Source organism: Streptomyces sp. M92, from assembly GCF_028473745.1.
In the GTDB taxonomy this organism is placed as follows: Bacteria; Actinomycetota; Actinomycetes; order Streptomycetales; family Streptomycetaceae; genus Streptomyces.
This window is the reverse complement of sequence record NZ_CP101137.1, coordinates 7,154,251-7,170,589: the sequence shown is the minus strand read 5'-3', so window position 1 is coordinate 7,170,589 and position 16,339 is coordinate 7,154,251. Positions and strand designations below refer to the sequence as shown.

General features: G+C 71.9%; 17 protein-coding genes and 1 pseudogene. 8 read left to right on the top strand and 10 right to left on the bottom strand.

Annotated elements, in window-relative coordinates; genetic code table 11:
- Positions 1-13 precede the first annotated feature (13 nt).
- Positions 14-655, bottom strand: coding sequence for a TetR/AcrR family transcriptional regulator (locus M6G08_RS33100; protein ID WP_272590813.1), 642 nt, complete (start codon positions 653-655; stop codon positions 14-16).
- Positions 656-734: 79 nt separating this feature from the next.
- On the opposite strand from M6G08_RS33100, the gene M6G08_RS33095 reads away from it, so the two are divergent.
- The 3 genes from M6G08_RS33095 to M6G08_RS33085 all read left to right on the top strand — a co-directional run bounded on the left by M6G08_RS33095 (position 735) and on the right by M6G08_RS33085 (position 2,991).
- Positions 735-1,886 (top strand): acyl-CoA dehydrogenase family protein, encoded by a 1,152-nt coding sequence (locus M6G08_RS33095; protein ID WP_272590812.1) that lies wholly within the window; start codon positions 735-737, stop codon positions 1,884-1,886.
- A gap of 82 nt (positions 1,887-1,968) precedes the next feature.
- Positions 1,969-2,283, top strand: coding sequence for a YiaA/YiaB family inner membrane protein (locus tag M6G08_RS33090; RefSeq protein ID WP_272590811.1), 315 nt, complete (start codon positions 1,969-1,971; stop codon positions 2,281-2,283).
- A 60-nt stretch (positions 2,284-2,343) separates the two neighbouring features.
- Positions 2,344-2,991, top strand: coding sequence for a TetR/AcrR family transcriptional regulator (locus M6G08_RS33085; protein WP_217248149.1), 648 nt, complete (start codon positions 2,344-2,346; stop codon positions 2,989-2,991).
- Between the two features lies 1 nt (position 2,992).
- Here M6G08_RS33085 and M6G08_RS33080 read toward each other — a convergent pair whose 3' ends face one another.
- Positions 2,993-3,454, bottom strand: a complete 462-nt coding sequence (locus M6G08_RS33080) for a MaoC family dehydratase (protein ID WP_272590810.1) — start codon at positions 3,452-3,454, stop codon at positions 2,993-2,995.
- 130 nt (positions 3,455-3,584) lie between these two features.
- Here M6G08_RS33080 and soxR point away from each other — a divergent pair, with 130 nt between their 5' ends.
- A complete protein-coding gene (gene soxR, locus M6G08_RS33075; protein ID WP_272590809.1) occupies positions 3,585-4,103 on the top strand; it encodes a redox-sensitive transcriptional activator SoxR in 519 nt (172 codons plus the stop codon).
- 74 nt (positions 4,104-4,177) lie between these two features.
- Here soxR and M6G08_RS33070 read toward each other — a convergent pair whose 3' ends face one another.
- Positions 4,178-4,780, bottom strand: a complete 603-nt coding sequence (locus M6G08_RS33070; protein ID WP_272590808.1) for a hypothetical protein — start codon at positions 4,778-4,780, stop codon at positions 4,178-4,180.
- Between the two features lie 221 nt (positions 4,781-5,001).
- Here M6G08_RS33070 and M6G08_RS33065 point away from each other — a divergent pair, with 221 nt between their 5' ends.
- The gene (locus M6G08_RS33065) at positions 5,002-7,809 is read left to right on the top strand and encodes a penicillin acylase family protein (protein WP_272590807.1); all 2,808 of its coding nucleotides are present in this window, start codon (positions 5,002-5,004) and stop codon (positions 7,807-7,809) included.
- 11 nt (positions 7,810-7,820) lie between these two features.
- Here M6G08_RS33065 and M6G08_RS33060 read toward each other — a convergent pair whose 3' ends face one another.
- The gene (locus tag M6G08_RS33060) at positions 7,821-9,086 is read right to left on the bottom strand and encodes an exo-beta-N-acetylmuramidase NamZ family protein (RefSeq protein ID WP_272590806.1); all 1,266 of its coding nucleotides are present in this window, start codon (positions 9,084-9,086) and stop codon (positions 7,821-7,823) included.
- Positions 9,087-9,261: 175 nt separating this feature from the next.
- On the opposite strand from M6G08_RS33060, the gene M6G08_RS33055 reads away from it, so the two are divergent.
- The 3 genes from M6G08_RS33055 to M6G08_RS33045 are packed head-to-tail and all read left to right on the top strand — an operon-like array spanning position 9,262 to position 12,336.
- Positions 9,262-10,032 (top strand): SDR family oxidoreductase, encoded by a 771-nt coding sequence (locus M6G08_RS33055; RefSeq protein ID WP_272590805.1) that lies wholly within the window; start codon positions 9,262-9,264, stop codon positions 10,030-10,032.
- The gene (locus M6G08_RS33050) at positions 10,029-11,720 is read left to right on the top strand and encodes a class I adenylate-forming enzyme family protein (RefSeq protein WP_272590804.1); all 1,692 of its coding nucleotides are present in this window, start codon (positions 10,029-10,031) and stop codon (positions 11,718-11,720) included. Before M6G08_RS33055 ends, M6G08_RS33050 begins: the two co-directional genes overlap by 4 nt.
- 22 nt (positions 11,721-11,742) lie before the next feature.
- Positions 11,743-12,336, top strand: coding sequence for a TetR/AcrR family transcriptional regulator (locus tag M6G08_RS33045; RefSeq protein WP_100046341.1), 594 nt, complete (start codon positions 11,743-11,745; stop codon positions 12,334-12,336).
- A 78-nt stretch (positions 12,337-12,414) separates the two neighbouring features.
- Here M6G08_RS33045 and M6G08_RS36175 read toward each other — a convergent pair.
- The 6 genes and pseudogenes from M6G08_RS36175 to M6G08_RS33015 all read right to left on the bottom strand — a co-directional run.
- Positions 12,415-12,576, bottom strand: a pseudogene (locus tag M6G08_RS36175) (hypothetical protein); the annotation flags it as partial.
- Between the two features lie 255 nt (positions 12,577-12,831).
- Positions 12,832-14,046, bottom strand: a complete 1,215-nt coding sequence (locus tag M6G08_RS33035) for an acyl-CoA dehydrogenase (RefSeq protein ID WP_272590803.1) — start codon at positions 14,044-14,046, stop codon at positions 12,832-12,834.
- A 6-nt stretch (positions 14,047-14,052) separates the two neighbouring features.
- On the bottom strand, positions 14,053-15,078 hold the full coding sequence (locus M6G08_RS33030; protein ID WP_272590802.1) for a phosphotransferase family protein: 1,026 nt from the start codon (positions 15,076-15,078) through the stop codon (positions 14,053-14,055).
- Positions 15,079-15,201: 123 nt separating this feature from the next.
- The gene (locus M6G08_RS33025; protein WP_272590801.1) at positions 15,202-15,498 is read right to left on the bottom strand and encodes a hypothetical protein; all 297 of its coding nucleotides are present in this window, start codon (positions 15,496-15,498) and stop codon (positions 15,202-15,204) included.
- Between the two features lie 117 nt (positions 15,499-15,615).
- On the bottom strand, positions 15,616-15,927 hold the full coding sequence (locus M6G08_RS33020; RefSeq protein ID WP_272590800.1) for a DUF202 domain-containing protein: 312 nt from the start codon (positions 15,925-15,927) through the stop codon (positions 15,616-15,618).
- A gap of 2 nt (positions 15,928-15,929) precedes the next feature.
- Entirely contained in the window at positions 15,930-16,322 is a 393-nt protein-coding gene (locus tag M6G08_RS33015; protein ID WP_073730975.1) for a YidH family protein, read from the bottom strand.
- Positions 16,323-16,339 lie beyond the last annotated feature (17 nt).

Here is a 16,339-nt window from a genome sequence, read left to right as displayed (position 1 = left end):
CGCCGAAGTGTCCTCAGATACCCCGAGCCACCTGCGCGTACTGCTGCGCCAGCCCGTCCAGCAGCGCCGTCAGCCCGGTCTCGAAGGCCCGCTCGTCGATCTTCTCCTGCTGCTCGGCCAGGAGGTGGGCCTTTCCCAGGTGCGGATAGTCGGCCGGATCGTAGGCGCTCGCGTCGTCGGGGAAGCCCCGGGCGAAGGAGCCGAGCGCGGACCCCATGACGAAGTACCGCATCAGCGCGCCGATGGAGGTGGCCTGGGCCGGCGGCCAGCCCGCACGGACCATCGCGCCGTAGACGGCGTCCGCGAGGTGCAGCGCGGCCGGCCGGCGGCCGGGGCCGTGGGCCAGGACCGGGACGACGTTCGGGTGGTCGCGCAGGGCCGCCCGGTAGGAGACGGCCCAGTCGTGCAGCGCGGTCCGCCAGTCCCGGCCGTCCTCGAACATCGACAGGTCGACCTGGGCGCTCACCGAGTCGGCGACGGCCTCCAGGATCTCGTCCTTGGTGCGGAAATGGTTGTAGAGCGAGGGGCCGCTGACCCCCAGCTCCGCCGCGAGCCGGCGGGTGGAGACGGCCGCGAGGCCCTCCGCGTCCACCAGCGCGCGGGCCGTCTCGACGATCCGGTCGGTGCTGAGCAGGGGCTTGCGCGGTCGGGCCATGGCGCACATAGTAGGGCTGCGACTGGAAACTAGCAGTGCTAATTTAAATGTACGGCTTTCAAGTGGAGGGGTGGATGCGGTGAACCTGGAGCTCAGCGAGGAGCAGACCGCCGTACGGCAGCTCGCCCGGGACTTCGTGGAGCGCGAGATCGCCCCCCACGTGGTCGCCTGGGACCGGGCCGAGGAGGTCGACCGGGCGATCGTGAAGAAGCTCGGCGAGGTCGGCTTCCTCGGGCTGACCGTCGACGAGGAGTACGGCGGCTCCGGCGGCGACCACCTCGCCTACTGCCTGGTGACGGAGGAGCTGGGCCGGGGCGACAGTTCCGTGCGCGGCATCGTCTCCGTCTCCCTCGGCCTGGTCGCCAAGACCGTCGCCGCCTGGGGCGACGAGGAGCAGAAGCGGCGCTGGCTGCCGGGGCTCACCAGCGGCGAGTACGTCGGCTGCTTCGGGCTGACCGAGCCCGGCACGGGGTCGGACGCCGGGAACCTGGCCACCCGCGCGGTGCGCGACGGCGACGACTACGTCATCAACGGCACCAAGATGTTCATCACCAACGGCACCTGGGCCGACGTGGTGCTGCTCTTCGCCCGGTCCACCGACGCCCCCGGCCACAAGGGTGTCTCCGCCTTCCTGGTGCCCACCGACACGCCCGGCCTGACCCGCCGCACCGTCCACGGCAAACTCGGGCTGCGCGGCCAGGCCACCGCCGAACTCGTCCTGGAGGACGTCCGCGTCCCCGCCTCCGCGATGCTCGCCCCCGAGGGCAAGGGCTTCTCGGTCGCCATGTCGGCCCTCGCCAAGGGGCGGATGTCGGTCGCGGCGGGCTGCGTCGGCATAGCCCAGGCCGCGCTGGACGCGGCCGTGAAGTACGCGGGGGAGCGCGAGCAGTTCGGGAAGACCATCGCCCACCACCAGCTCGTCCAGGAACTGATCAGCGACATCGCCCTCGACGTGGACGCGGCCCGGCTGCTGACCTGGCGCGTCGCCGACCTGATCGACCGGGGCCGGCCCTTCACCGTCGAGTCCTCCAAGGCCAAGCTCTTCGCCTCGGAGGCCGCCGTCCGCGCCGCCAACAACGCCCTCCAGGTCTTCGGCGGGTACGGCTACATCGACGAGTACCCGGCCGGCAAGCTGCTGCGCGACGCGCGCGTGATGACCCTCTACGAGGGCACCAGCCAGATCCAGAAACTCGTCATCGGGCGGGCGCTGACCGGGGTTTCGGCCTTCTGAGCGCCCGGTAGGGGACTCCTGAGTACGAGAACTGAGTACGTCGGCGGATGTGGCCCGGACCACATCCGCCGATCCTTTTCCCATGAGTGACACACCGGTCAAGCAGCAGAGCACGGCGGCCTTCTACGGGCAGGCCGTCGCGTCGTTCGCGGTCGCCATGGCCGCCACCGCCATCGGCATCTACCAGCTCGAGGCGGACCCGTGGGTGCGCGCGTTCCTCGCCATCGCCGTCCTGTACCTGGTCACCTCGGCCTTCACCCTCGCCAAGATCATCCGGGACCGCCAGGAGGTCGGCCAGATCGTCAGCCGGGTGGACCAGGCGCGACTGGACAAGATCCTCGTCGAGCACGACCCCTTCCACAAGCCGGGCGGTGCCCCGGCGCAGCAGCGCCCCTAAGCGACCGCTCATACTCGACGGTATGGTGGTGCTCCTGTCACCGAGAGGGGCGAACAAGCGATGAGTACGGCGGCCGAGACGACGGGCGGCGACATCGAGCCGTGGGAAGAGGTCACCCCGGACGCGGCCCGGCGGCTCCTGGTCGCCGCGGTGGAGGCCTTCGCCGAGCGCGGGTACCACGCGACCACGACCCGCGACATCGCCGGGCGGGCCGGCATGAGCCCGGCCGCGCTCTACATCCACTACAAGACCAAGGAAGAGCTGCTCCACCGCATCAGCAGGATCGGTCACGACCGGGCGGTCGCCATCCTGCGGACCGCGGCCCAGGGCGAGGGCGGCGCCACCGAGCGGCTCGCCGACGCCGTGAGCTCCTTCGTGCGCTGGCACGCCGGGCGGCGCACGACCGCGCGGGTGGTGCAGTACGAGCTGGACGCGCTCGGCCCCGAGGCCCGCGACGAGATCCTCGCCCTGCGCCGGCAGTGCGACGCCGCCGTGCGCGGCATCATCGAGGACGGCGTGGCGACGGGCGAGTTCGACGTGCCGGACGTCAAGGGCACGACGCTGGCCGTGCTGTCGCTCTGCATCGACGTCGCCCGCTGGTTCAACGTGAACGGTCCGCGCACGCCCGACGAGGTCGGCGCCCTCTACGCCGACCTCGTACTGCGCATGGTGGGCGCCGAACCGTCCGGCGCCGCTCAGGGGCGGTAGCTCAGAGGTAGTACCGGGAGACGGACTCGGCGACGCACACCGGCTTGTCGCCGCCCTCGCGCTCCACGGTGAAGGCGACGGCCACCTGGATGCCGCCCTTGACGTCCTCGACCCCGGTGATCGTCGCCGTGGCGCGCAGGCGCGAGCCGACGGGGACGGGGGAGGGGAAGCGGACCTTGTTGGTGCCGTAGTTGACGCCCATCTTCACGCCCTCGACGCTGATCAGCTGCGGCCCGAAGAGCGGGAGCAGGGACAGCGTCAGGTAGCCGTGGGCGATGGTGGTGCCGAACGGTCCGGCGGCGGCCTTCTCCGGGTCCACGTGGATCCACTGGTGGTCGCCGGTCGCCTCGGCGAACAGGTCGATCCGCTTCTGGTCGACGTCCAGCCAGTCGGTGTACCCCAGCTGCTCGCCCACCGCCGCCTTCACCTCGTCGGCGGATGTGAAGATCCTCGGCTCTGCCATGTCCCGGCCTCTCTGCTCGCTCGACCTCTGTGCCCGACTCTAAGCAACTGCTTAGCATGGTCGCCTGCGAGGTCCCTGTCAACGGACCGGAGGTGTCCGGGCGGGTGAGCGGGTCGGTAGGGTCTGAGGAGTGCCTCAGATTCCCGAGAAGATCCACGAGCTCACGGTCGGCCAGCTCGCCGCGCGCAGCGGCGCCGCCGTCTCGGCCCTGCACTTCTACGAGTCCAAGGGCCTGATCACCAGTCGCCGCACCTCCGGCAACCAGCGCCGCTTCAGCCGGGACGCGCTGCGCCGGGTCGCCTTCGTGCGCGCGGCCCAGCGCGTGGGCATCCCGCTCGCCACGATCCGCGAGGCGCTCGCCGAACTGCCGGAGGAGCGCACGCCCACCGAGGAGGACTGGGCCCGGCTCTCCGCGTCCTGGCGCTCCGAACTGGACGAACGCATCAAGCAGCTGAACCGTCTGCGCGACCACCTCACCGACTGCATCGGCTGCGGCTGCCTGTCCCTCGACACCTGCGTCCTGTCCAACCCCGACGACGTCTTCGGCGAACGCCTCACCGGTTCCCGTCTGCTGGTGGAGCGCCGCGACACCGCGGCCCCCAAGTCCGCGAGCCGCGCCCGGGAGCCGGAGACGGAGTGCTGCGACTGACCGCGCGGTGACATCCGTACGGCCACGACGCGTGCCGTCGGGGGTGCGGCATCCCCAGCGCACCCCCGGGCCGGCTACGCCGACATCAGCAACCGTCCCCGCCGGGCGTCCGCCAGCGCGTCGGGGGTGAGGACGGGCCGCGGAACGAGGATTCCGCAGTCCGTGCAGACGGGGCCCGTGGAGGGCTCGTGGTCGAGGTCGTACTTCCAGACGAGGCGCTCCCCGTCGCAGACCGGGCACACCGAGCCCGGCTCACGCTCCAGCGCGGAGATGAGCCCGCGCAGCACCTCCGCCAGCGGCCCGTCGGGGTGGACCCGGGGGTCGTCGCACCAGGCGACCCCGAAACCGCCCCAGGTCAGCCGGTGCCAGTCGTCCACGCTGCCCGGCCTGCGCAGCCCGTGGTGCTTCTCCTTCCTGCGCCGCTCGGCGAACTCGACCTCGTAGGCCAGCCACACCGACCGCGCCTCCTCCAGTTCCTCCAGTGCGGCCACGAGCCGCGCCGGGTCCGGGGAGCGGTCCTCCGGGCCGAACCCGGCCCGCGAGCACAGATGGTCCCAGGTCGCCCTGTGCCCGTAAGGGGCGAACCGTTCAAGGCACTTGCGCAGCGAGTAGCGCCGCAGCGCCAGGTCGCACCGTGGATCTCGGACCTGTCTCGCGAGACTCCGGAAACCGGCCATCGCCCTGCACCTCCGTCACACCTGCACCTGTACTTCGGTCACTTCGGCGTCGTCCAGCGGACGTCGCCGAATAGACGTATCGACAGGCGATTCGGCTCCATCCGTTTTCCGATGCCCCTCATAAGCCGATCCACCCGCTCCGAAAAGTGACGCATGTTCATCTTCCAACTCGGGGATACCGGCGGTAACGTCCGGCCAACCCCCAGTCGGGAGGAGCTGCCATGCCACGGCGCACCCCACGCAACGCCCTCGACAGACTGAGAACTCCCCGCGGCTTCCACGGGTTCCTGAAGGGCGCGTCCATATGCGCCCTCGTCGCCGGCCTTTTGTCACCGCTTTCCCCGGCGATGGCCGCCGACACGGAAACCCCGGCCGCACCCGCCGCACCCGCGGCGGTGAACGACCACTGCGGCGGCCAGTGTTCGGACATCCTGCCGCCCGGCCAGAACGGCAACGCCACCCTCGCCCAGATCCTCCTCAACCAGGCGTTCGGCACCCAGCCCGCGCACGCCGAGGACCAGCTCGGGCCCTACGCGAACCTCGCCACCGGCTACCCCGGCCTGACCAACGACAAGATCAACACCTTCTTCAACGACGCCTCCTTCGGCGTCCCCGAGGGCCAGGTCGCCTCCACCGTCCGCCCCGCCGGACGCGACGACGTGACCATCGTCCGCGACAAGAAGACCGGTGTGCCGCACATCACCGGCACCACCCGCTACGGCACCGAGTTCGGCGCCGGCTACGCCGCCGCCCAGGACCGGCTGTGGCTGATGGACCTCTTCCGGCACGTCGGACGCGGCCAGTTGACCCCCTTCGCCGGCGGCGCCCCCGCCAACCAGGGCCTGGAGCAGCAGTTCTGGCGCAACGCCCCGTACACCGAGGCCGACCTGGAGGCGCAGATCGAGAGCGCCGCCGACAAGGCCGGGGAACGCGGCAAGCTGGCCCTCGCGGACGTGGACGCCTACATCGACGGCATCAACGCCTACATCGACGCCTCCGACAAGGGCCGCTACTTCCCCGGCGAGTACGTCCTGACCGGCCACAAGAACGCCATCACCAACGCCGGCACCATCGAGCACTTCGAGCGCGCCGACCTGATCGCGCTCGCGTCCGTCATCGGCTCCCTCTTCGGCTCCGGAGGCGGCGGCGAGGTCACCAACGCGCTCTCCCTGCTCGCCGCCCAGGAGAAGTACGGCGTCGAAGAGGGCACCGAGGTCTGGGAGTCCTTCCGCCAGCGCAACGACCCCGAGGCGGTCCTCACCCAGCAGGACGGCAGCTTCCCGTACCTGACCCCGCCCGAGAACCCGCGGGGCCGCGCCCTGCCCGATCCCGGTTCGGTCGAGGCGGAACCCCTGGTGCACGACCGCACCGGCAGCGCCGCCGCGTCGAGCGCGGCCGGCGCCTCCGCCACCGCCGCGGACGCCGCCCTCTCCTCGGCCCGGCGCGGCATGTCCAACGCCCTGGTCGTCAGCGGCGAGCACACCGCGAGCGGCCACCCGGTCGCCGTCTTCGGCCCGCAGACCGGATACTTCGCGCCCCAGCTCCTCATGCTCCAGGAGATCCAGGGCCCCGGCATCAGCGCCCGCGGCGCCTCCTTCGCGGGCCTGAGCATGTACGTCGAACTCGGCCGCGGCCAGGACTACGCGTGGAGCGCGACCACCTCCGGCCAGGACATCATCGACACCTACGCGGTCGAGCTGTGCCAGGACGACCACCACTACCTCTACCGCGGCACCTGCACGCCGATGGAGAAGGTCGAGCGCAAGAACGCCTGGAAGCCCACCGTCGCCGACGGCACCGAGGCCGGCTCCTACACGATGCGGGTGTGGCGCACCAAGTACGGCCCCGTCCAGTACCGCGCCACCGTCGACGGCAAGAAGGTCGCCTACACCTCCCTGCGCTCGTCGTACCTGCACGAGGCCGACTCGATCATCGGCTTCCAGATGCTCAACGACCCGGAGTACCTGAACAGCCCCGAGCGCTTCCAGAGCGCGGTGCGGCACATCAACTACACCTTCAACTGGTTCTACGCCGACTCCGAGCACACCGCGTACTACAACAGCGGCGACAACCCGGTACGGGCGGACGGCGTCGACGCCGACTTCCCGGTCCTGGCCGAGCCGGCGTACGAGTGGCGGGACTGGGACCCGGCCGCCAACACGGCCCGCTACACCCCGTCCTCCGCCCACCCGCAGTCCCTGGACCAGGACTACTACGTCTCCTGGAACAACAAGCAGGCCAGGGACTACACCACCGCCCCCTGGGGCAACGGCTCCGTGCACCGGGGCAACCTGCTCGACGACCGGGTGAAGAAGCTGGTCGCCGAGGGCGGCGTCACCCGGGCCGCGCTGGTGAAGGCGATGGCCGAGGCGGGCCTCGCCGACCTGCGGGCCGAGGACGTGGTGCCCGACCTGCTGAGGGTGATCGAGTCGGCGCCGGTCACCGACCCCGCGGCGAAGACGGCCGTGGACCGGCTCAAGGCGTGGCTCGCGGCGGGTTCGCTGCGCACGGAGACGTCGGCCGGCTCGAAGAAGTACGCGCACACCGACGCCATCCGCACCCTGGACGCCTGGTGGCCGCTGCTGGTGAAGGCCGAGTTCGAGCCGGGCCTCGGCACCGACCTGTACACGGCTTTCACCCGCAACCTGCCCGTCGACGAGTCCCCGTCCGCCGCCCACGGCCCGACCGGCGCCCACGCCGGCAGCGCCTTCCAGTACGGCTGGTGGAGCTATGTCGACAAGGACATCCGGTCCGTGCTCGGCGAACCCGTCAAGGGTCCCCTGGCGCGCGAGTACTGCGGCGGCGGCGACCTGGCCGCCTGCCGGGACACCCTGGTCGCCACCCTGAAGGAGGCGGCCGGCCGGACGCCCGCCCAGGTCTATCCCGGCGACGAGAACTGTTCGGCGGGCGACCAGTGGTGCGCCGACTCGGTGATCCACCGCACCCTCGGCGGCATCAAGCACGGCGGCATCAGCTGGCAGAACCGGCCGACTTACCAGCAGGTCGTGGAGTTCACGTCCCACCGGTAGGGGCGGTACGCCTACTTGTAGAGCAGGTACTGGCGGCGCGTCCTGCGGAACGCCGCCAGTTCCCGCTCCCAGCCGCCCACCACCTCGTCGGTGTCCGCCCCCGCGTCGATCATCGTGCGCACCTGGGTGGAGCCGGTGAGCTTGTCGATCCAGTTGTCCGGCCGCCAGGCGAAGCCGTCCCAGCTCCGCCTGGCGGTCACCAGGAGTGCGATCCCGGTGCGCACCGGGTCGAAGGCGGCCCGGTCGTGCACGTGCAGCTGCACGCCGCCGACGGTCTTCCCCTGGAACTTGGAGAAGGTGGGCGCGAAGTACGCCTCCCGGAGGCGCACACCGGGCAGGCCGAGCTCGTTCGCGGCGGCGGCCCAGCTCCCGTCGAGCCCCTCCGCGCCGAGCAGTTCGAAGGGGCGGGTGGTGCCGCGCCCCTCCGACAGGTTCGTGCCCTCGAACAGGCAGGTCCCCGAGTACACCAGCGCGCACTCCGGCGTCGGCATGTTCGGGCTCGGCGGCACCCAGGGCAGCCCGGAGGCGTCGTAGAACTCCGAGCGCTTCCAGCCGGACATCGTCACCGTCTCCAGCGGCACCGGCGACCGGAGGAACTCGCCGTTGAAGAGCCGGGCCAGCTCGGCGACCGTCATGCCGTGCGCCTGCGCGATGGGCTTGCGGCCGACGAAGGTGGCGAACTCCTCGTGCAGGACGGGTCCGAGGGCCGCCCGCCCGGTCACCGGGTTCGGCCGGTCCAGGACCACGAACCGCTTGCCCGCGAGCCGGGCCGCCTCCATGCAGTCGAACAGCGTCCAGATGTACGTGTAGAAGCGCGCGCCCACGTCCTGGATGTCGAAGACGACGGTGTCCACGCCGGACGCCGTGAAGATGTCCGCGAGCGGCTGTCCGCTCTTCAGGTACGTGTCGTAGACCGGCAGCCCGGTCGCCGGGTCGTCGTACCGCCCTTCGGACCCGCCCGCCTGTGCGGTGCCCCGGAAACCGTGCTCGGGGCCGAAGACGGCGATCAGGTCCACGCGGTCGTCGGCGTGCATGACGTCGACGATGTGGCGTACGTCCCTGGTGATGCCGGTGGGGTTGGTCACGACGCCGACCCGCTGCCCGTCGAGCGGGGCGTAGCCGTCGTCGGCGAGGCGCTCGAAGCCGGTGCGCAGCCGGCGGCCGCCGTGGCCCTCCGGCGCCGCCTGTGCCGTGCCGGTCGCGGCGGCCGTGGTGGCCGCGGTGCCGGCCGCGACCGCGGCCGTGGTGGCGAGCAGGGACCGTCTGGACAGCGTCATGCGGTGACCTCCGTGATCGCGGCGGGTGTCATGCGGACGCACGCTAACCCGCACTCCCGGCCGTACGGAATGGAGTAGACCGCGTTTCGCCCCTTCCGTCGTACATACCGACTGGTTAGTCTGACGCTGCACCGGGCCCACGCAGGTGGCGCCGCAGCCGTGTCGAAGGAGACCGATGGTGGAAGCCGTGCAGGATGCCTCAGTCGTGGTCACCGGAGCGGGAGGCGGCATAGGCGCCGCCCTGGCCCGCCGCTTCGCCGCCGAGGGGGCGCGCGTCGTCGTCAACGACCTGGACGCGGGCCGGGCGAAGGCCGTCGCCGACGAGATCGGCGGCATCGCGGTCCCGGGCGACGCCTCCGCGGTCATCGGTGAGGCCCGCGAGGCGCTGGGCGGCACCGTCGACGTGTACTGCGCCAACGCGGGCGTCGGCTCCGGGGGGTCACAGGCGGCGGACGAGGCGGTCTGGGCGCTCGCCTGGGACGTCAACGTCATGGCCCACGTCCGCGCGGCCCACGAACTGATCCCCGACTGGCTGGAGCGCGGCAGCGGCCGCTTCGTCTCCACCGTCTCCGCCGCCGGCCTGCTCACCATGATCGGCGCCGCCCCCTACAGCGTCACCAAGCACGGCGCCTACGCCTTCGCCGAGTGGCTGTCCCTGACGTACCGCCACCGCGGGGTCAAGGTGCACGCCATCTGCCCGCAGGGCGTGCGCACCGACATGCTCACCGCGAGCGGCAGCGCGGGCGAACTGGTCCTGAAGCCCACCGCGATCGAACCCCGGGACGTCGCGGACGCCCTCTTCAAGGGCATCGAGGAGGACCGCTTCCTGATCCTTCCGCACCCCGAGGTCGCCGAGTACTACCGGGCCCGCGCCGCCGAGCCCGACCGCTGGCTGCACGGCATGAACCGGCTCCAGCGGCAGTGGGAGGAGGCGACGGCCCGATGACCGGCTCCCCCTACGCGGCCAAGCCCTGGCTGGAGCTGCTGACCGACGCCCAGAAGGCGCCCCTCGACCCCGACGCCTCCCTGGTGCACGCCCTGCGCCGGGCCGCCGCCGAGGCACCCGACCGCGCCTTCCTCGCCTACTTCGACGGCCGCCTCACCTACCGCGAGGTGGACGGACTGAGCGACTCCGTCGCCGGGCACCTCGCCGCGCGGGGACTGGAGCGCGGGGACCGGGTGGCGGTCCTGCTGCAGAACTCGCCGCACTTCGTGCTCGCGGTGCTGGGGGCCTGGAAGGCGGGCGCGGTGGTCGTGCCGGTCAACCCGATGTACAAGGCGGGGGAGGTCGGCCACGTCCTGCGGGACGGCGAGGTCGCCGCGCTCATCTGCTCCGACCGGGCCTGGGAGTCGTACCTGCGCGACACGGCGGCCGAGTCGCCGGTGCGGATCGTGCTCACCGGGTGCGAGCTGGACTTCCAGAGCCGCCGGGACGCGCGCGTGCTCACCTTCGAGCGGCTGCCGGCCGCCCCCGACGCCGACGACCTCACCGAGGCGGCCCGTGCCGGGCACGAGGCCCCGGCCGGACGCGACCCGGAGCCGGGCGACACCGCCCTCATCAGCTACACCTCCGGCACCAGCGGCACCCCCAAGGGCGCCACCAACACGCACCGCAACATCATGTACAACGCCGAACGCCAGCGCACCGGCCTCGGCCTGCCCGAGGCACCGGTCTACTTCGCGCTGGCGCCGCTCTTCCACATCACCGGCATGGTCTGCGAGCTGGGCGCCTGCCTGAACAGCGCGGGCACGCTCGTCCTGGCGTACCGCTTCGAGGCCGGCGTGGTGCTGGACGCGTTCGCCGAGCACCGGCCGCACTACACGGTCGGCCCGTCCACCGCCTTCATGGCGCTGGCCGCCCACCCGTCCGTCACCCGCGAGCACTTCGCCTCCTTCGCGAACATCTCCTCGGGCGGTGCCCCGCTGCCGCCCGCCCTGGTGGAGAAGTTCCGCGCGGGTTTCGGGCCGTACATCCGCAACGGCTACGGACTCACCGAGTGCACGGCGCCCTGCGCCTCGGTCCCGCCGCACCTGGAGGCGCCCGTCGACCCGGTCTCCGGGACCCTCGCCGTCGGCGTGCCCGGCCCCGACACGGTCGTCCGCGTCGTCGACGACCAGGGCGCGGAGGTGCCCTTCGGGGAGCAGGGCGAGATCGTCGTCGGCGGCCCGCAGGTCGTCCCCGGCTACTGGCGCCGCCCCGGCGCCACCGCCGAGACCTTCCCCGGCGGCGAGCTGCGCACCGGGGACATCGGCTTCATGGACGACCGGGGGTGGCTCTACGTCGTCGACCGCAAGAAGGACATGATCAACGCCTCCGGCTTCAAGGTCTGGCCCCGCGAGGTCGAGGACGTCCTCTACACCCACCCGGCCGTGCGCGAGGCGGCGGTCGTCGGGGTGCCCGACGGGTACCGCGGGGAGACCGTCAAGGCGTACATCAGCCTCCGTCCGGGCGCCGACACGGACCCGGACGCCCTCACCGCGTACTGCGAGGAGAGACTGGCCGCCTACAAATACCCGCGTCAGGTGGAGATCCTGCCCGAACTGCCGAAGACGGCGAGTGGGAAGATCCTCCGTCGGGAACTGCGTTCCCGTACCCGACAGGACGAACAGGAACGGCCGCTGAACGGCCGCTGAACAGGAAAGGCAGGTGACGGCAGTGCCCAGGACCACGGACGGGGACGGCACTCCGGTGCCGCAGCGGCTCCTGGCCGCCGCCACCCGGCTCTTCGCGGAGCAGGGCTACGACCGCACCTCGGTCCAGGAGATCGTGGAGGCGGCCGGTGTCACCAAGGGCGCCCTCTACCACTACTTCGGCTCCAAGGACGACCTCCTGCACGAGGTCTACGCGCGCGTGCTGCGCCTCCAGCAGGAACGCCTGGACGCCTACGCGGACTCCGACGAGCCGGTCGAGAAGCGGGTGCGCGAGGCGGCGGCCGACGTCGTCGTCACCACCATCGACAACCTAGACGACGCGTCGATCTTCTTCCGCTCCATGCACCAGCTGAGCCCGGAGAAGAACAAGCAGGTGCGCGCCGAGCGCCGGCGCTACCACGAACGCTTCCGCGCGCTCATCGAGGAGGGCCAGCGGGCCGGTGTCTTCACCAAGGAGACCCCGGCCGACCTGGTGGTGGACTACCACTTCGGCTCCGTGCACCACCTGTCCACCTGGTACCGCCCCGACGGCCCGCTCAGCCCGCAGGAGGTCGCCGACCACCTGGCCGACCTGCTGCTGCGGGCGCTGCGCCCGTGAGGGACCCGTGGGGCGTCCCGTGAGGTGATCGGCGAGGGCCGCCGCCGCGGGGTTGCGCGGCCGCGGCCCGCGCCCGGCCAGGACGACGGTCCGGCCCGGCTCCGGCTGCCGGATCTCCACGCACGGCACCCCGGCCCGCTCACCGATCCGGCGCGGCACGAACGCCACACCGATCCCGGCCCGCACCAGGTCGACCAGCAGCCCGATCTGGGCCTCCTGCGCGCCGGCCCGCGGTAGCAGGGCCCGGCCGGCCTCGGTGAGGACGCCTCGGCGGCCCGTACGGGTCGAACAGGTCGGCGCCCAGCTCTCGTTCCAGGTTGCGGACGGAGGTGCTGAGCGCCGACTGCACGATCAGCTCGCGGCGGACCGCGGCGGTACCGCATCCCCCGGGGGACCACCCCCGGGACCCCGGCCGGAGGTGCCAGGCCGGCACACGGACGGGGAACACAGGCTTCAGTGTCCCCCGCACGGCGCCCCTGCTGTGGGGAGTGCAGCTCAGAGGTACTTCTTGATCTCCCGGCGCGCCAGCGAGCGCTGGTGGACCTCGTCCGGCCCGTCGGCGATCATCAGCGTCCGCGCGCCCGCGTACAGCTCGGCCAGCGGGAAGTCCTGGCTCACGCCGCCCGCGCCGTGCAGCTGGATCGCCCGGTCGATGATGTCGACCACCGCGCGGGGCGTGGCGATCTTGATGGCCTGGATCTCGGTGTGGGCGCCCTTGTTGCCGACGGTGTCCATCAGCCAGGCGGTCTTCAGCACGAGGAGCCGCAGCTGCTCGACGGTGACCCGCGCGTCCGCGATCCAGTTGTGCACCACGCCCTGCTGGGCCAGCGTCTTGCCGAAGGCCTCGCGGGACACCGCGCGGCGGCACATCAGCTCGATCGCGCGCTCGGCCATGCCGATCAGCCGCATGCAGTGGTGGATGCGGCCCGGACCGAGACGCGCCTGGGCGATGGCGAAACCGCCGCCCTCCTCGCCGATCAGGTTCGACACCGGCACGCGCGCGTGGTCGAAGGTGACCTCGGCGTGGCCGCCGTGGTAGTGGTCCTCGTAGCCGAAGACCTGCATCGCCCGGTCGACGGTCACGCCGGGCGTGTCGCGCGGAACGAGCACCATGGACTGCTGGCGGCGGATGTCCGCGCCGTCCGGGTCGGTCTTGCCCATCACGATGAAGATCTTGCAGTCCGGGTTCATCGCCCCGGAGATGTACCACTTGCGGCCGGTGACGACGTACTCGTCGCCGTCGCGTTCGATGTGCGTGGTGATGTTCGTGGCGTCGGAGGAGGCCACCTCCGGCTCGGTCATCGCGAACGCCGAGCGGATCTCGCCGGCGAGCAGCGGCTCCAGCCACTGCTTCCGCTGTGCCTCGTCGGCGAACTGGGCCAGCACCTCCATGTTCCCGGTGTCCGGGGCGGCGCAGTTCGTCGCCGTCGGCGCCAGCTGCGGGCTGCGGCCGGTGATCTCGGCGAGCGGGGCGTACTGGAGGTTGGTGAGGCCGGCGCCGTGCTCGGCGTCGGGGAGGAAGAGGTTCCACAGGCCCTGGCGGCGGGCCTCGGCCTTGAGGTCCTCGACGACCTGCGGGGTGTCCCAGGGGGAGGCGAGCCGGGCGCGCTGCTCGTGGGCGACCCGCTCGGCCGGGTAGACGTACTCGTCCATGAAGGCGAGCAGCCTGGCGCGGAGTTCCTCGGTGCGTGCGTCGTACGCGAAGTCCATGGCGGGTCAGCCCTCCTGAAGGGTGGTCAGGCCGTGCTCGATGAAGACGGGGACGAGGTCGCCGATGCGGTCGAAGCCGCGGCCGACCGTCTGGCCCAGCGTGTAGCGGTAGTGGATGCCCTCCAGGATCACGGCGAGCTTGAACCAGGCGAACGCCGTGTACCAGGCGACGGCGGACACGTCGCGCCCCGAGCGCGCGGCGTACCGCTCGATCAGCTCGGCGGGGGCGGGGTGGCCGGGGGCCTGCGCCGTGGTGGAGACGGGGGAGTCGGGCATGCCGAGCGGGCTGCTGTACATCGCCAGCAGGCCGAGGTCGGTGAGCGGGTCGCCGAGGGTGGACATCTCCCAGTCGAGGATCGCCCGGATCTCGTCGTTCTCCCCGCCGATCAGAACGTTGTCGAGGCGGTAGTCGCCGTGCACGACGGTGGGGGCGGGGGAGCGGGGGAGTTCCCGGCCGAGGGTGGCGTGCAGTTCGTCGATGCCGGCCAGGTCGCGGTTGCGGGAGGCGTCCAGCTGCTTGGCCCAGCGGCGCAACTGGCGGTCCAGGAAGCCGTCGGGGCGGCCGAAGTCGGCGAGGCCCGCCCCGGCTGGGTCCACCGCGTGCAGGCCGACGAGCGTGTCGACGAGGTTCAGCACGGCGGCCCGGGTGCGCTCGGGGCCGAGCGGGGCGATCTGTTCCGCGGTGCGGTACGGGGTGCCGTCCACGAACTCCATGACGTAGAACGGCGCTCCGAGGACCTCATCGTCCTCGCAGAGCAGGACCGGGCGGGGCACCGGTACGTCGGTGGGGTGCAGGGCGCTGATCACGCGGTGCTCGCGCTTCATGTCGTGGGCGGTGGCCAGGACATGACCCAGTGGGGGTCGTCTCACGACCCAGCGCGCGGTACCGTCCGTGACCGCGTACGTGAGGTTCGACCGTCCGCCCTCGATCAGCCGGCCGGACAGCGGGCCGGTCACCAGCCCGGGGCGCTCGCGATCGAGCAGGCCGCGCAACCGGTCGAGATCGAGTCCGGGCGGGTGGTCGGGGCTCATGCGTCGCTCCTACGGGCAGGTGACAGTACCCGACTCATGATGCCGACCGGTCGGTATGGCGTCCAGAGGGGGAGCGGAACGTGATCGGGGCCACGGGGCCCCGATGCGCGAGCGCCGGTGCCGCTAGTGGTCGTCCCAGTGGCCCTCGTGGGCGGCGTGACGGTGGCCGTCGTGGAGGTAGTCGACGTGATCGCCGTGGGTCACGCGCGCGTGCCCGCAGTTCTCACCGTGCCGGTGCTCGTGGCTCCCGTGCGCGGTGTGGCCGGCGGGCTCGCACTCGTCCCAGTGGCCGCCGTGTGCGCGGTGCAGGTGCCCGTCGTGGGCGTAGTCGACGTGGTCGCCGTGCGGGACCTCGGTGTGCCCGCAGTCCGGGCCGTGGGCGTGGTCGTGTGCGGTGTGTTCCTGGTGGAGAGTGGTCATGGACTCACCTTAAGGGTTGATATCCGGACATTCTGCTCGTGGTCGGTGTCCAGGTACCCCGGGCCGGAGGAACTAGAGGAACTAGAGGAACTAGAGGAACTAGAGGAGCTGGAGGAACTAGAGGACGAGGAGTGCGCCGCACAGTGCGAGCGCCAGCGTGCACAGGGCTGCCGCCGTGGCGTGCGGCGGGGGCAGGGGGCGCGGTCTGGGCGATGCGGTGAGGGTGCGGATGCGGGCGTGGGCGATGCGCAGGAAGGCCAGCCAGAGGGCGGCGCACAGGGCGGTGGCTACGACCGAGACGGGGGTCACGCCGCCGTGCAGCGCGGTCTTCGCGGCGAGTACGGCGACGACGGTGCCGGAGAGGGTGGTGCGGCGCCAGGCGAGGCGGGTGCGTTCGGGCTGGAGACCGGGGTCGCGGTCCACGCTCACGGTCAGCCTTCCCAGCCGAAGAGGACCACGACGACCATCGCGACCGCGACGACGGCGACGGCCAGGCTGAGGAGGGCCGGGAAGCGGGAGACGGGGAGGTCCTCGCCGCGGCGCATGGCGCGTTCGCAGCGCACCCAGTGGTTCACGGCGCGCAGCGAGCACAGGACGCCGGCGGCGAGCAGGGCGAGGGCGAGACCCACGCGCCAGCCCCAGCGCAGGTCGGGCAGGAACTGGTCGACGGCGAACCCGCCGCCGATGAGGGCGAGGGCGGTGCGCAACCAGGCCAGGAAAGTGCGTTCGTTGGCGAGCGAGAACCGGTAGTCGGGGGTGCCGCCGTCCTGCCGGACCTCCTCGGGCGCGAACCAGAGCCGGATGTTCCGCACGAAATCGATCACGCGGGGACCCTATCGGG